Consider the following 13,875-nt stretch of genomic DNA (forward strand, 5'->3'; position numbering starts at 1 on the left):
TTCGACCGCCGGGCGCCCCTCCCCGTTCCTCCGACCGCGGGCGGAGGCCCGGATCAGACGGTGCCGGTGACGACCGCCGTCCGGTCGAACCAGGCGTGCACCTCGGCGAGGACGTCCTCGACCTCCTTGCGCGACTCGCCGGTCACCAGGGCCGAGGCGATCTTGTCGGTGCTGAACTGCGCGCCCGTCATGACCGTTCCGGGCTTGGCGTAGCGCTGGTAGACCGCGACGTCGGGGACCGGGCAGTGCTCCGGGATCTCGACGAGCGTGCCGGGGCGCGGAGGGAAGAGCGTCACGCCGGCGATGCGCAGCGGGCGCGCCGGGATCTCGGGCGGGTTGTTGCCGCCGAGGGACCGGAAGTACACCTCGTGCGGCTTGACGCCGAAACCGAGTTCGAGCATGTCCTCGATCATGCCGCCGCCCATCCGGACCGCGACCTCGTTGAAGACGAGGCCCGCGTCGCCCTGGCGGTCGCGGAAGATCTCCGCGTGGAAGACGCAGCTCCCCGGCGTGGGAAGGGCGTCGAGCGACGCGAGCGTCATCGCGCGCAGCTGCTCGGTCAGCGGGTCGTCGGGGTCCATGAGGGAGCTGCGCAGCGAGAGGCCGTTGACGATGTCCAGGCAGGTGGTGTCACCCTGGCTGGACGGCCAGACCATCCGCACCTCGCCGTCGACGAGGACGCCGTCGATGTGGAAGAGCTCGTGGTCGAGGTAGGTCTCGGCGAGCAGGTGGGCGCCGTCGTCGGTGCCCAGTTCCGGATTGCGCTCGAACAGCCCGGTCAGGTCGTCGGGGCCGCGCAGCACCTCCACGTCCATCGAGCCGCCGCCGCGGCGGGGCTTGACCACGATCGGGTAGCCGTGTTCCGCGACGAAGTCGAGGACGTCGGTCGCGTACGTGACGGCGGCGAACGGGAGCAGCGGCACCCCGGCCTCCCGCAGCTTCACCTTCATGGCGAACTTGTCCCGGAACGCCATGACGTCCTCCGGCGCGTGGCCGGGTATGCCCAGGGAGGCGCGGATCCGCGCGGCGCGCATCAGGTCGAACTCCGCGAAGGCCAGCACGTCGTCGAAGTTCCACTTCTCGTGGAGTTCCAGGGCGAGCCGGTCGACGGCCGGGTCGAAGTGGAAGCTGTCGACGCACTCGACGTGGGCGTATCCGGCCAGCACGGCGGCTCGTTCCTCGGGGTCCTTGGGCACCGCGGCGGCGGCGGTGACGAGGACGACTTCATGCTCCGGTCCCAGCCATACGTCGTAGCGGCGCATGAGGAGGGAGGTTCGATTGAGAATGAGGTATCGCATCTTCGCTCCGTGAAGTGGTGGTGCGGCGACGCCGAAAGGCGTGATGCGACTTCCACGTGAAGAGGCTCAGCGAGCGGCCGGCCGCTCCGGTGCAGCGCAGGACGTCGCCATCCGCGTCGAGAGGGCAGCGTCCGGGTGAAGTGCCCCTGGAACGTGGTCGTCGCGCTGCCCCGTGCGTCACGCATCAAAGCACGGGCCCGAAGAGGCGGTCAAAGAACTTCGGGGCGCGTTCGGCGAGATACGAATCCATGGCCAGGGGCCGACGCAGCGTGCTCCAATCCAGGCACCGAACGGCCCGGCCACACGGCGGCCGGACGGTGAGCAGACAGCCGAGTCGAGGGGGAAGTGTGCTCACACCACGACTCGGGAAGGTCTCCTCGTGACGCACCGGAACTTGTGGCGGACGTTCGTCGAGGTCGCCGGAACCCACCCTGACCAGGAGGCGTTCGCCGGACCCGACGGAGCGGTCGACTACCGCCGACTGGCCGCCGCGGCCGCCGCGCTGGCGGACCGGCTGGCCGCCCGGAGCGTCGGCACGGGCGACCTCGTCGCCGTCGAGATGCCGGTGGGGCCGCTCTTCGTCGTCGGCGTCCTCGCGGCGACCGCCGTGGGCGCCGCGTACGTCCCGCTCGACGTGACCGGCCCCGCGAAGCGGCGCGAACAGATCCTGGCGGACGCCCGGCCCTCGGTCGTCCTCCGCGCCGCCGACGACGACGTGCGCGCGGTCGCCCCCCTCCTCGGAGCACGGCCCGCACCCGGGTCGCCCGGCCCGGAGCGGCACGACCCCGCCACGGACGGGGACGACCCCGCCTACGTCATCTACACCTCCGGGTCGACCGGCACGCCCAAGGGCGTCGTGGTCCCCGCCCGCGGCGTCCACAATCTCCTCGCCGCGTTCCGGCGCAGGGCGCCGCTCGGACCCGGCGCACGGCACAGCTGGTGGACGTCCCCCGGCTTCGACGTGTCCGTGTACGAGATGTGGAGCGCGCTCACCAGCGGCGGGACCGTGGTCCCGGTGCCCGACGCGTACCGCCGCGACATCGACGCCACCCTCGACCACCTGGCGGAGCAGCGCGTCGACTCCGCCTACCTGCCGCCCCAGTTCCTCACGGCACTCCGCGACCGGGCGGCCGGCGACCGGCCCGCCCCGCGGCTCCGGCGGCTGCTGACCGGCGTCGAGCCCATCCCCCTGGGACTCCTCGTCGACCTGCGGGAACGCATCCCGGGCCTGGTCGTCGTCAACGGCTACGGGCCGACCGAGACCACGGTCTGCGCCACCCTCTACACGGTGCCCGGCCACTGCGCCGATCCGCAGCGGCGGACCCCGATCGGCGAACTCGTCGAGGGCAACCGCGGCTTCGTGCTCGACGACCGGCTGGCCCCGGTGGAACCGGGGCGGCCCGGCGAACTGTGCGTCGCCGGCCAGGGCGTCGCCCTCGGCTACCTCCACGACCCGGAGCGGACCGCGGAACGCTTCGTGCCCGCCGCCGACGGCGACGGCCTCATGTACCGGACCGGCGACGTCGTCGTCGCCGACGCCACGGGCGAACTGACCTTCCTCGGCAGGATCGACGACCAGCTCAAGATCGACGGCGTCAGGATCGAACCGGCCGAGACCGAGGCCGCGCTCCGGCGATGTCCCGGGATCGCGGACGTCGCCGTACTCGCTCGGCCCGCGAGCTCCGGCGGCCCGTCCGTCCTCACCGCCTTCGTGGTGCTCGCCGGGACCGACGCCGACGCCGACGGTGCGAACGACGCCGACACCGGCGCCCGGGGGGCGGGCGCCGACCCGTGGGCCGGCCTCAAGGCGCGGCTCGCCGAGGAGCTCCCGTCGCAGGCCGTGCCCCGGCGCTTCTTCGCGCTGGAACGGATCCCGATGACCAGCGACGGCAAGCTCGACCGCGCGGCCCTCCCCACGGCGGACGAGCCGCCGGCGCGGACGGCCGTCAACGGGTACGAGCGCGCCGTCGAGGACGCCTGCCGCGCCGTCCTCACCCACGCCCCCGCGTCCGTGCTCGACCTCGGCTTCGCCGAGTCCGGCGGCGACTCCCTGCAGGCGACCCGCCTCTCGGCCGTCCTGCGGGCGGCCACCGGTCGGGCCGTCACCGCCGGCGACGTGCTCGCGGCACCCACCCTCGCCGCCCTGGCGGCACGCGTCCCCGCCCTGCCGGCCGTGGACGCCCCCGGCACCGGGACGGCCGGCGCGGAACCGTCGCCGCTGACGCCGGGCCAGGCGGGCATCTGGGCGGCGGAGCTCACCGGCGCCGCGCCCCACGGGAGCTTCCACGAGTCCGTGGCCGTGGAGTTCACCGGCGCGCTCTGCCCCGAACGCACGGCCAAGGAACTGGCCGGGGTCCTCGACCGCCACGCCGTCTTCCGGGGCCGGGTGGACGAGGACGACGCCCGGTTCGTGACCGACGGCGGGCCGGTGTCCGTCCCGGTGCGGACCGTCGAGGCCGGGGAGAGCGTGGACGACGCCTGGGAGCGGCTGCTCGCGGAGTTCCAGCACCCGGCGTTCGACCTGGGCCGCGGCCCCCTCGTCCGGGCCGTGGTCCTCTCCGCCGCGGACACCGTCCGCGTCCTGCTCGTCTGGCACCACCTCGTCGTCGACGCGTGGAGCGCCCGGGTCGTCCTGGAGGAACTCGCCGCGGCGCTGAGCGGCGACGCGCCCGCCCTCCCCGAGGACCACGGCCACGCCGACCACGCGCGCCGGCAGCGGCGCCACCTCGACTCCCCGGAGGGCAGGGCCGCCGTGCGCGCGGCGGCGGACCGGGTACGCGGCTGGCCGACCGGCCGCGCGGAGGCGGCCCCCGCGCAGGACTCCTGCGCGATCGAGGGCTTCACGGTCGGGGCGCGGGTCTGGTCCCGCGTGCGCGACCGGGCGCGCCGCGACGGTACGACGGCGTTCGCCGTCGTGCTGGCCGCCGTCCTCGACCCGCTGTGCGAACTGGCGGGCACGGACGGCAGGTTCGCGCTCGCCGTCGCCGACCGCGACGACGTGGACGCGGTCGACGCCGCCGGGTACTTCCTCACGACCGTGCCGTTCGGCCCGCACCCCGGCGTCCCGGGCGACCGCGGTCCGGCGGACGCCCTGCGCCGGGCGCGCGAGGCCGTCGACGAGGCCCGCACGTGGTCGCGCGTGCCCTTCCCGCTGCTCATGGGCGAACTCGGCCTGCGCGACGCGGGATCCCTCGCGCCGCTCGTCGTCGCCTGGGACCGCGATCCCGCCCCCGGCCTCACCGTCCCCGGATGCACGGCGCGGTCGCTGCCCGTGACCCCGCTGGGCGTGCGCTGGCCCTGGACCGTCCTGTTCACCGACCACGCCGCATCCGGACTGTCCGGGCGTATCGAGTACCCGCCCCGGGTGCCCCGGGACCGGGTCGCCGCGCTCTGCGCGCGGCTGGAGCCACTCCTCGACGCGTTCACCGAGAACGCCTGACACCCGCCCGGAGCGCGCCCCTCGGCGGCGCGCGCTCCGACCGACACCGAGACCTGTTCGTTTCCCTGGGGGAAGAGTTGCCCGAAGTTCTCAGCGACGCCGGCACACCGACCGAGCGTGCGGAAGTCGCCTCCACGCTGCCCGCCTGGTTCGCCCACCAGGCGGCCCTGAGCGACCGGGCCATCGCGCTGACCGCCGGCGGCACCTCGCTCTCGTACGCGGAACTCCACCAGGTCGCCGGCGGCATCGCGGCCCGCCTGGTCGCCGCCGGCGTGCGCCCCGGCGACCTCGTGCCCGTGCTCGTGCCGCGCCGCCACATCGTGCCGGCGATCCTCGGCGTCCTCATGGCGGGCGCGGCCTACGTGCCGCTCGACCCGCGCCACCCCGACACGCGCGTCGCCGGCCTGATCGGACGCGTCGCCGCCCCCGTGCTCCTGACCACCGGCGAACTCGCCGACCGCGCGCGGCAGTGGCACGACGGACCGATCGTGCTCGCCGAGACCGCGCCCGACGCCACGTGCCCCCCGGTGAACGTCGCGGTCGGCCCGGACGACCTCGCCTACGTGATGTTCACGTCGGGATCCACCGGAACTCCCAAGGGCGTCGAGATCACCCACCGCAACGTCACCCGCCTGATGGCCGTGACGTCGGGCCTCTACGAACTCGGCCCGGACGACGTGTGGACCATGCTGCACTCCTTCGCCTTCGACTTCTCGGTGTGGGAGATGTGGGGCGCGCTCCTGTTCGGCGGCCGCCTCGTCGTCGTCGACGACGACAAGGCCCGGGCCCCCGACGAGCTGCTCCGGCTCATCGACGACGAGGGCGTCACGGTCCTCAGCCAGACGCCCTCGGCACTGGCCGCCCTGATCAGCGCCGACGAGCAGCGGGAGGCCCGGCTCGACCGGCTGCGGCTCGTCGTCCTCGGCGGCGAGCGGCTCGACCCCGCCTCGCTCGGCGCCTGGTTCGCGCGCCGCGGCGACGAGCAGCCCCTCGTGGTGAACATGTACGGGATCACCGAGACCACCGTCCACGTCACCTACCGCCGGATCACCGCCGCGGACGCGGCCGCCGACGCCGGCAGCCCCATCGGCGTACCGCTGCCCGACCTGGAGATCTCCCTGCGCGACGCCGACGGCGCGCCGACCCCGGCCGGCGAGGTCGGCGAGATCGCGATCTCGGGACCGGGACTCGCCCGCGGCTACTTCCGCGACGCCGACACCACCGCGCGCGCCTTCCGCACCGTCTCCTGGGGCCCCGGCGACGACCGCCCGACCTACTTCAGCGGCGACCTGGCACGGCGGGACGCCGACGGCGAACTCCGTTACGTGGGACGCCGGGACGAGCAGGTGAAGGTACGCGGCTACCGCATCGAACTCGGCGAGATCGGCGCGGCGGTCAAGGCGCACCCGGCCGTCGTCGACGCCTGCGTCCTGACCGACACCGGCGAATCGGTGGGCTCGACGCTCCTCGCGTGGGCGACCGTCAGGCCCGGCGGCCCGGACGCGGCGGAACTGCGGACCTTCCTCGCCGGCCGGCTGCCCGCCCACATGGTCCCCGGCGAACTCCGCGTCCTGGACTCCCTGCCGCTCACCGCCAACGGCAAGGTCGACCGCCGGGCCCTGCTCGCCGGGGCCCGCACCGCGCCGGCGAGCGCGGACCCGGCCGACCGGCAGCCGCGCGGCGACTCCCTCGAAGAGGCCGTGGCCGGCATCTGGGCGGAGGAGCTCGGCATCGCCGACGTGGGCCCCGCGGACGACTTCTTCTCCCTCGGCGGGCACTCCCTGATGGTGATCAAGGTCGTCAACCGGACCCGCAGGGAACTCGGGGCGGACGTCCCCATGCGCGCCCTGTTCGAGGCACCCGTGCTGGCCGACTTCGTCGGCCGGGTCCGCGCCGGAAGCCCGACCCCGCCGGTGCCCGCCGCGTCGTGAGAGCCGCCGCCGCAACGCCACACCGATCCACCTGGAGTCCTCACATGGAACGAACACCCCTGCACGCACGGCCCATCGCCGTCATCGGCATGGCGGCGCGCTTCGCGGGCGCCGACGACGTCGAGAGCTACTGGACCAACCTCGTCGACGGCGTCGAGTCGGTCGCCCGCGTCGACGCACCCGGCCCGGCCGACGGCGCGGAGCGGGACGGCGGGGCCCGGCGCGTGCACGCGGCGGCGAAGGTCGCCGACGTCGAGTGGTTCGACGCGGACTTCTTCCGTACGCCCCCGACCGAGGCCGTCGTCATGGACCCGCAGCAGCGGGTGCTCCTCGAAGTGGCGGCCGAGGCGCTGGAGGACGCCGGCTACGCCGGGCAGCGCGACGCGGTCGTCGGCGTGTTCGTCGGCTCGGGCGAGAACCACTACTTCCGCGAGTACGTCGCCCCGGCGGAGGAGCGCGCGGGCCGCAGCGGCGACGTGCGCATCACGCTGGCCAACGAGAAGGACTTCCTCGCCCCCCGGCTGGCCTTCAAGCTCGGCCTGACCGGACCGGCGATCACCGTGCAGACCGGCTGCGCCACGGCGCTCAGCGCCGTCGCCCAGGCCTGCTCGGCGCTCGCGGCCGGCGACTGCGACATCGCGCTGGCCGGCGGCGTCAGCCTGCTCATGCCCGACGTCGACGGCTACGACTACACCGAGGGCGGCATCCTGTCCGCCGACGGGCGCTGCCGCGCCTTCGACGCCGACGCCTCGGGCACCGTCCCCGGCGCGGGCGCCGGCATCGTCGTGCTCCGGCGCGACGCCGACGCCCAGGACGCCCACGACCGGCGCAGGGCCGTGATCCGCGGTTGGGCCGTCAACAACGACGGCGGCTCGCGCGCCAGCTTCACCGTGCCGAACATCGCCGGCCAGGAGGCCGTCATCCGCGGCGCGCTCGCCCGGGCGGGCGTCGCACCCGACGAGGTCGGCTACGTCGAGGCCCACGGCACCGGCACCGCCATCGGCGACCCCGTCGAGTTCGAGGCGCTCCGCCGCGTCTTCGCCACCCCCGACAGGGCGGCCGAGAGCCTCACGCTCAGCTCGGTCAAGCCCAACATCGGGCACACCGACGCGGCGGCCGGCATCGCCGGCCTCATCAAGGCGACCCTCGCCGTCGAGCGGGCCACCGTGCCGGGAACGCTGCACTTCAGCCGCCCGAACCCCGAGATCCCGCTGGCCTCCTCGCCGTTCCGCATCACCGCCGAGACGCGGCCGTGGGACGCCGAAGGACCGCGCATCGCGGGCGTCAGCTCGTTCGGCCTCGGCGGATCGAACGCCCACGTCGTCGTGGAGGCCGCGACGACCGAGCCCGCCGCGCCGGCCGCGCGCCCCCGCCAGGTCATCGCCCTGTCGGCCCGTACCGACGACGAGTTGACGCGCCTGCGGGAGCGGCTCGCCGAGCGGCTCGCGGCGACCGCCCCCGGCGAGCGGCCCGAACTGGCCGACATCGCCTACACGCTCGGGGTGGGCCGGGCCCGCTTCGCACGCCGCTGGGCCGCCGTCGCCGCCGACGCGGACGAGGCCCTCGCGCAGCTGAAGGCACCCGCCGAGACCGGCCGGCCCACCACCCGATGGTCGCTGGCCGTCCACGGGAACCCCGCCGAACTGGCCGCGCTCGGCGAGCGACTGCTCGCCACCGAGCCGCTGTTCGGCACCGAGGTCGGCGCCCTCACCGAGGGCCTCGCCGGCGGGCCCGGGCTCGCCGGCCTCGCCCCGCACCGGGCCGGCGCGCTCACCGCGCTCGGCATCGCCGGGATCCTGCGCCGGCTCGGTCTGACGTTCTCGCGCGTGGACGCCCCGGACTGGGCGCGTCCGGCCGTCGACTGGCTCGCCGGCGGCGCCGACGCCGCCGCGCTGGAGGCGGCCCTCGCCGCCTGCACCGGCGACGGCGCCGACGCCGGGTCCGTGCGCGAGCGGGTGGGCCAGGTCCTCGTCGGCCCGTCGTTCGACCCGGCCGAGGCGGTGGCCGCGGCGTGGCGGGCCGGAGTGGCGGTCGACTGGGCCGCCTACTACGGCGACGAGCCGCGCGGCCGGGTCCCGCTGCCGACCTACCCCTTCACCCGCAGCCGGTTCTGGCTCGACCGGCCGGAGCCCCGGCCCGAGCCCGAACTCGTCCGGCCGGAGACGCCGGACGCCGCCGCGGTCGACGTCGCCGAGTTCGTCGAGCAGGTCTGGCGCGAGGTACTCGGCGTCCAGCACATCGCGCCCGACGCGCATTTCGTGAACGACCTCGGGGGCGACTCGCTGTACGCGGTGGAGATCGGCGCTCGCCTGAACGCCGGCTTCGGCATCGACCTCCCGGTCGACCTGCCGTTCATCGCCCCCACGATCGCCGCCACCACGACCTCTGTCGAGGAGGCCCTGGCCATGGAGAAGAACGCATGAGCACTGTCAACGACACCACCGTCCTCGTCCGCCGTCTGGACGTCACCGCCCGCCGGACCGACCAGGTCATGGAGCTGAGCGACCGCGCCGAGGGCGGGGTCCTGCTGGAGACCGTCATCGGCCGCTACGTGCTCGACCGCGACGCGCGCGTGGTCTGGCTGCTCGTCGACGGACGCCGCACCCTCGCCGAGATCGCCGACGGCGTCGCCGGACAGCTCTCCCTGCCGGTCGGCGAGATCCGCGGGGCCGTCCACGAGGTGAGCGAGCGCCTGCTCGACCTCGGCCTCGTCGAGGTCGTGTCCGACGCCGACGCCGAGGCCTTCGCCCAGCTGACGGTCTCCGGATGAGCCGCACCCCCCTCACCCGGGTCGGCCTGCAGTACGCCGGGTACTCCTTCCCGGGAGTCATGGACAACAAGCTCTTCCAGCAGGTCGTCGACATCGCGCACGCCGCCGAGGCGTCCGGGTTCGACAGCCTCTGGACGATGGACCACGTCCACCAGATCGCCTCCGTCGGCGAGGCCGACGAACCGATCCTGGAGGCGTACACGACGCTCGCCGCGCTGGCCGCCGTGACCACGTCCGCCCGCCTCGGCGTGCTCGTGTCGTGCAACAGCTTCCGCAACCCGGCGCTGCTGGCGAAGATGGTCACCACCATCGACATCATCAGCTCGGGGCGCGCGGTCCTCGGCATCGGCGCCGGCTGGCACCAGGACGAGACCCACGCGTACGGCATGGAGTTCCGGACCCCCCGGGAGCGCCTCGCGGCGCTCGACGAGGCGGTGCAGATCTGCCGCGCGATGTTCACCGAGCACGCGCCGCGGTTCTCCGGACGGCACCACAGCGTGGACGAGCCCCTCAACGTGCCGGCGCCGGTCAGCCCCGGCGGCCCGCCGATCCTCATCGGCGGCGGTGGCGAGAAGGTGCTCATCCCGCTGGTGGCCCGGCACGGGGACGCCTGCAACTTCTTCGGCGGACCCGCCACCGTGCGCCACAAGATCGAGGTGCTGGAGCGGGCCTGCGAGGCCGTCGGCCGCGACAGCGCCGAGATCAGCCGGACGTGGCTGGGCACGGCGATCGTCACCGACTCCGAGTCCGAGCTCCAGGAGTCGCTGGAACGGATGGGCACGCTCCTGGGCGTGGCACCGAGCGCGGCCCGCGGCCTCGCGCTGTGCGGCACCCGGGCCCAGGTGCAGGAGCGGATCGAGGAGTACCGCGCGGCCGGTGTCGAGGGCATGATCGTCACGGTCCTCGACCCGAGCGACCTCGACCACCTGCACCGGGTCGGCACGACGCTGCGCGAGGTGCTCGATGCCTGAGCCCTCCGGCGACGCCGGGGCCGTCCTGGATCTGGACGGCCCCGCGGGCGAGGTCATCGCGGCGGTCTGGGCCGAGGCCCTCGGCCTGGACGAGGTCGATCCCGACACGGGCTTCTTCGATCTGGGTGCCTCGTCGGGCACGGTGGTGCAGGTCGTCCACGTCCTGCGCGGCCGCTGGCCCGACCTCAAGCTCGTCCAGGTCTTCTCCCACCCGACCGTCGCCCAGCTCACGGAGCTCCTCGACGATGCGTGAGCGGACCGGGGCCGCCGGGGCCTCAGCCGAGGGCGTCCCGGACGCAGCCGGCGAGGGCCGGCCACGCGGCGCCGCTGAAGAGGTGGTCGGCTCCGGCCACCTCGCGCAGCTCGGCCGCGCCGGTGGTCTCGGCACGCCAGCCGTCGACCGCGGCCCGGTCGAGGTGCTCGTCGTCCGCGCCGTACACGACGGTGAGCCTGCTGCCGAGCGGCGCGGTCGCCGCGTGGCCGTAGTCCGACACCAGCCGCATGTCCGCGGAGAGGATCGGCAGGAGCAGCTCCAGGAGTTCGGGTTCGCTCCGCAGGTCCTCGGGCACGAAGCGCGCGAGGTCGTCGTCCGACGTGACGGCGGCCGCCGCCGCGAAGGCGCGCGGCGGCAGCTGCGAGGCGACGAGCAGGTGCTCCACCTCGGGGGCGCCGTCGGCGCGGCCCAGCGCGTGGGCGAGCTCGAAGGCGAGCAGGGCTCCCGAGCAGTGGCCGAAGAGGGCCACGCGCGGCACGTCCAGCGCGGTCACCTCGCGGACGAGCTCGGCGACGGTGTCCGCGAGGACGGTGCCCGGCGGTTCGGTCTGGCGGCTCTCGCGGCCGGCGAGCCGGACGCCGTACACGTCGGCCGCGTCACCGACGACCGGCGCCCACGCGCGGAACGGAGTCGCCCCGGCGCCGGCCCACGGAATGCAGACGAGGGCGGTTTCATTCCGTATTTCCGAACTCCACGGAACCAGCGTCCGAGAATGGTGCGAAGTATTCATGGAAATGGATCATAGCCCACGCCCGGATTCAGTCGTACAGCATTCAGTCGTATTGCGGAGAAGTAATCGGGGATTTTTGCGGAATTTCCCGGTCGGTCCCTGTGAAACGCACCAGTAGTCTCTGCTATTCGGAAGGTATCCTCATGTTCAACCCCACAGTCCAGGTCATCGCCGCACAGCCGAAGGTCCTCACGCCCCCGGACATTTCCTTCGAGGCCATCCTCAAGCACTTTCCCGGGCTGGCCGAGGCCGAGGCCGTCTGCATGACGGGCTCCATCGCGGCCGGGTGGGGCAATGCCTTCAGCGACATCGACCTCTACGCGTTCTCCGACAAGGAACTCGAACTCCCGATCGACGAGACCATGGAGACCTGGCCCGGCGCCGATTCGAGCGGCGTGCGCTGGCACAACTGGATGGGCGTGTACGACAACGCGCGCGTCGACCTGAAGGTGTGGCCGACCTCCACCCTCACCACCGCCCTGGAGCCCTACCTCGCCACCGAGGTCGAGTTCTGCAGCATGGGCGATTTCCTCCAGGACTTCGTCTACCGGCTCGACGTCGCCATGCCGCTGAAGAACGAGGAGTTCTTCGGGCGCATGAAGGGGCTCATCGCCGGCTCCTCCTACCCGCGCGCCCGGGCCCGCCGCCTCAAGGCCGACGTGGAGAACCGCCTCACGGACGTCGCCGGCCAGCTCGACGCCGGCGACGACAAGACGGCCCGCGTCTCCGCCGCCCTGGCCGCCGCCACCATCGCGGACGCCGCGCTGGTGCTCTCCGGCGAGCTCTGCCGGCGCGAGAAGTGGCTGGTGCGCCGCCTGGAGAAGACCCCGCAGTGCGGGATCACGGTCGAGGACTACGTCACGACGATCCTGGACGGCGCCCGCCCCGGGGAGTCCGACGCGGCGACCGCCCGCCGCATGGCCCGGTGGACCCAGGCCCACCTCGTCCGCCTCGAGGACGCCTTCCTGTCGGCCTCCTGAACCGACCGCGGTGCCGAGCCCGTCGAGGCGGCCGTGCCCGGCACGGCCCCGCGACGGGCCCGGCACCACCGCGAACTTCCTTGCGGACCCCCGAACTTCCTTGCGCACCCCCCCGTTTCCGAAGCCAGGAGAGACACAGTGAACGCTCCGCACACCCTGCGGCAGGTCAGCGAGGGCACCACGCCATGAGCCGGATGACCAAGCTCCGCACCACGCTGCGCGGTCCCGAGGAACCGCGTCAGCGGCTGCTGGCCCTGGCGACCGTCGTCAACACGATCGGCATGGGCATCTTCCTGTCCGCGGGAACGATCTTCCTCATCCGGTCCGCCGGGTTCACCCCCACCGAGGCGGGCATCGGCCTGACCGTCGGTTCGCTGTGCGGCTTCGGCGCCGGCGTCGTCATCGGCGACTGGGCCGACCGGCGGGGCTCGCGCGAGGTCGTCATCGGCTCCATGCTCCTGGAGGCCGCCGCGAGCGTCTCCCTCCTGTTCGTGAACAGCCTGTGGTCCCTGATCGTCGTGGCCGCCGCCGCGGCCGTCGGCCGGGCCGGCACCGTCAGCGCGCGCGGCGCGATGATCGGCGTGCTGGCCGGGGACAAGGGCGCGCAGTACCGCACGTACCTGCGCGCGGTGACCAACGTCGGCCTGGCCATCGGCACCATCGGGGCGGCGGTCGTCCTGGCCTTCGACACCCGGCCGGCCTACGTGTCGGTCATCGTCACCGACACGGTCACCTTCCTGCTCGCCGCCGCGATCCTCACGCGCCTCCCGCACATCCCCCCGACGCGCGCCGCGAAGAAGGAGGAGGCGGAGGGGGCCGAGCCGGCCGAGAAGGAGCGCCGCTGGGTGGCCCTGCGCGACCTCCCCTACCTCGCGCTGACCGCCACCTCGTCGATCACGAGCCTGCAGTACTTCGTGCTCGTCCCCGCGCTGCCCGTGTGGATCGTCATGCACACCGAGGCGCCGCGCTGGATGGCGGCCGTCGTCCTCTTCTTCGAGTCGATCCTCGTCGCCGCCACCCAGGTGCCCGCGACCCGCTCCATCACCGGACCGCGGTCAGCGGCCCGGCTGCTCGCGCTGTCCGGGCCCGTGTTCCTGGTCTCCTGGGTCCTGATCGCCATGGCGTCGGGCCCGTCCGCCGGGGTCGCGCTCACCCTGCTCATCGTCGGCGTCGTCCTGCACGCCCTGGCCGAGGTCTGGCAGGCGGCGGGGACCTTCGAGCTCTCCTTCGCCCTGGCCAAGCCCGAGGCCCAGGGCCAGTACCAGGGAGTGATGGGCCTCGGCCACGGCCTGGCCGAGGCCGTGGCGCCGATCGTGGTCATCTCGATGTGCATCAACTGGGGCAAGCCCGGCTGGATCGTCCTCGCGCTGGTCGTGATGGCGGGCGGCTTCGTCTGCGCCTTCATCGAGCGGGTCTGGGCGCGCTCGCAGCCGGTCGCCGAGGCGGCGCCCACCGCGGCGTGAACCCGTCACGGGCCCGGGG

The 13,875-nt window shown here is 74.0% G+C and carries 10 protein-coding genes; 8 read left to right on the plus strand and 2 right to left on the minus strand.

The window, feature by feature from the left end; all coding sequences use genetic code 11:
* Positions 1-53 precede the first annotated feature (53 nt).
* Positions 54-1,298 carry a hypothetical protein gene (locus ACFCY7_RS36360; protein ID WP_376490350.1) on the minus strand — a complete coding sequence of 415 codons (1,245 nt, stop codon included), beginning with the start codon at positions 1,296-1,298 and terminating at the stop codon, positions 54-56.
* A gap of 379 nt (positions 1,299-1,677) precedes the next feature.
* Between ACFCY7_RS36360 and ACFCY7_RS36365 the strand changes: the two genes are divergently transcribed.
* The 6 genes from ACFCY7_RS36365 to ACFCY7_RS36390 all read left to right on the plus strand — a co-directional run bounded on the left by ACFCY7_RS36365 (position 1,678) and on the right by ACFCY7_RS36390 (position 10,662).
* Entirely contained in the window at positions 1,678-4,737 is a 3,060-nt protein-coding gene (locus ACFCY7_RS36365; RefSeq protein ID WP_376490351.1) for an amino acid adenylation domain-containing protein, read from the plus strand.
* 77 nt (positions 4,738-4,814) lie between these two features.
* The gene (locus ACFCY7_RS36370) at positions 4,815-6,668 is read left to right on the plus strand and encodes a non-ribosomal peptide synthetase (RefSeq protein ID WP_376490352.1); all 1,854 of its coding nucleotides are present in this window, start codon (positions 4,815-4,817) and stop codon (positions 6,666-6,668) included.
* 44 nt (positions 6,669-6,712) lie between these two features.
* On the plus strand, positions 6,713-9,091 hold the full coding sequence (locus ACFCY7_RS36375) for a beta-ketoacyl synthase N-terminal-like domain-containing protein (RefSeq protein WP_376490353.1): 2,379 nt from the start codon (positions 6,713-6,715) through the stop codon (positions 9,089-9,091).
* On the plus strand, positions 9,088-9,438 hold the full coding sequence (locus tag ACFCY7_RS36380) for a PqqD family protein (protein WP_376490354.1): 351 nt from the start codon (positions 9,088-9,090) through the stop codon (positions 9,436-9,438). The genes ACFCY7_RS36375 and ACFCY7_RS36380 overlap by 4 nt, the downstream gene beginning before the upstream one ends.
* On the plus strand, positions 9,435-10,409 hold the full coding sequence (locus ACFCY7_RS36385) for a TIGR03560 family F420-dependent LLM class oxidoreductase (RefSeq protein WP_376490355.1): 975 nt from the start codon (positions 9,435-9,437) through the stop codon (positions 10,407-10,409). Before ACFCY7_RS36380 ends, ACFCY7_RS36385 begins: the two co-directional genes overlap by 4 nt.
* The gene (locus ACFCY7_RS36390; protein WP_376490356.1) at positions 10,402-10,662 is read left to right on the plus strand and encodes an acyl carrier protein; all 261 of its coding nucleotides are present in this window, start codon (positions 10,402-10,404) and stop codon (positions 10,660-10,662) included. Before ACFCY7_RS36385 ends, ACFCY7_RS36390 begins: the two co-directional genes overlap by 8 nt.
* 22 nt (positions 10,663-10,684) lie before the next feature.
* Here ACFCY7_RS36390 and ACFCY7_RS36395 read toward each other — a convergent pair whose 3' ends face one another.
* Positions 10,685-11,413: a thioesterase II family protein gene (locus tag ACFCY7_RS36395; protein WP_376490357.1), complete on the minus strand. Its 729-nt coding sequence runs from the start codon at positions 11,411-11,413 to the stop codon at positions 10,685-10,687.
* A gap of 143 nt (positions 11,414-11,556) precedes the next feature.
* Between ACFCY7_RS36395 and ACFCY7_RS36400 the strand changes: the two genes are divergently transcribed.
* Both ACFCY7_RS36400 and ACFCY7_RS36405 read left to right on the plus strand, forming a co-directional pair.
* Positions 11,557-12,393, plus strand: a complete 837-nt coding sequence (locus ACFCY7_RS36400) for a hypothetical protein (RefSeq protein ID WP_376490358.1) — start codon at positions 11,557-11,559, stop codon at positions 12,391-12,393.
* 185 nt (positions 12,394-12,578) lie between these two features.
* A complete protein-coding gene (locus tag ACFCY7_RS36405; RefSeq protein ID WP_376490359.1) occupies positions 12,579-13,856 on the plus strand; it encodes an MFS transporter in 1,278 nt (425 codons plus the stop codon).
* Positions 13,857-13,875: the final 19 nt, after the last annotated feature.

It is taken from the genome of Streptomyces sp. NPDC056361 (genome assembly GCF_042262805.1).
In the GTDB taxonomy this organism is placed as follows: domain Bacteria; phylum Actinomycetota; class Actinomycetes; order Streptomycetales; family Streptomycetaceae; genus Streptomyces.

Excerpts from the sequence above, each read along its gene's own strand:
- ACFCY7_RS36395 (WP_376490357.1), bottom strand. The coding sequence starts at position 11,413 with ATGAATACTTCGCACCATTCTCGGACGCTGGTTCCGTGGAGTTCGGAA.
- ACFCY7_RS36405 (WP_376490359.1), top strand. The coding sequence starts at position 12,579 with ATGAGCCGGATGACCAAGCTCCGCACCACGCTGCGCGGTCCCGAGGAA.
- ACFCY7_RS36385 (WP_376490355.1), top strand. The coding sequence starts at position 9,435 with ATGAGCCGCACCCCCCTCACCCGGGTCGGCCTGCAGTACGCCGGGTAC.
- ACFCY7_RS36360 (WP_376490350.1), bottom strand. The coding sequence starts at position 1,298 with ATGCGATACCTCATTCTCAATCGAACCTCCCTCCTCATGCGCCGCTAC.
- ACFCY7_RS36400 (WP_376490358.1), top strand. The coding sequence starts at position 11,557 with ATGTTCAACCCCACAGTCCAGGTCATCGCCGCACAGCCGAAGGTCCTC.
- ACFCY7_RS36375 (WP_376490353.1), top strand. The coding sequence starts at position 6,713 with ATGGAACGAACACCCCTGCACGCACGGCCCATCGCCGTCATCGGCATG.
- ACFCY7_RS36380 (WP_376490354.1), top strand. The coding sequence starts at position 9,088 with ATGAGCACTGTCAACGACACCACCGTCCTCGTCCGCCGTCTGGACGTC.
- ACFCY7_RS36390 (WP_376490356.1), top strand. The coding sequence starts at position 10,402 with ATGCCTGAGCCCTCCGGCGACGCCGGGGCCGTCCTGGATCTGGACGGC.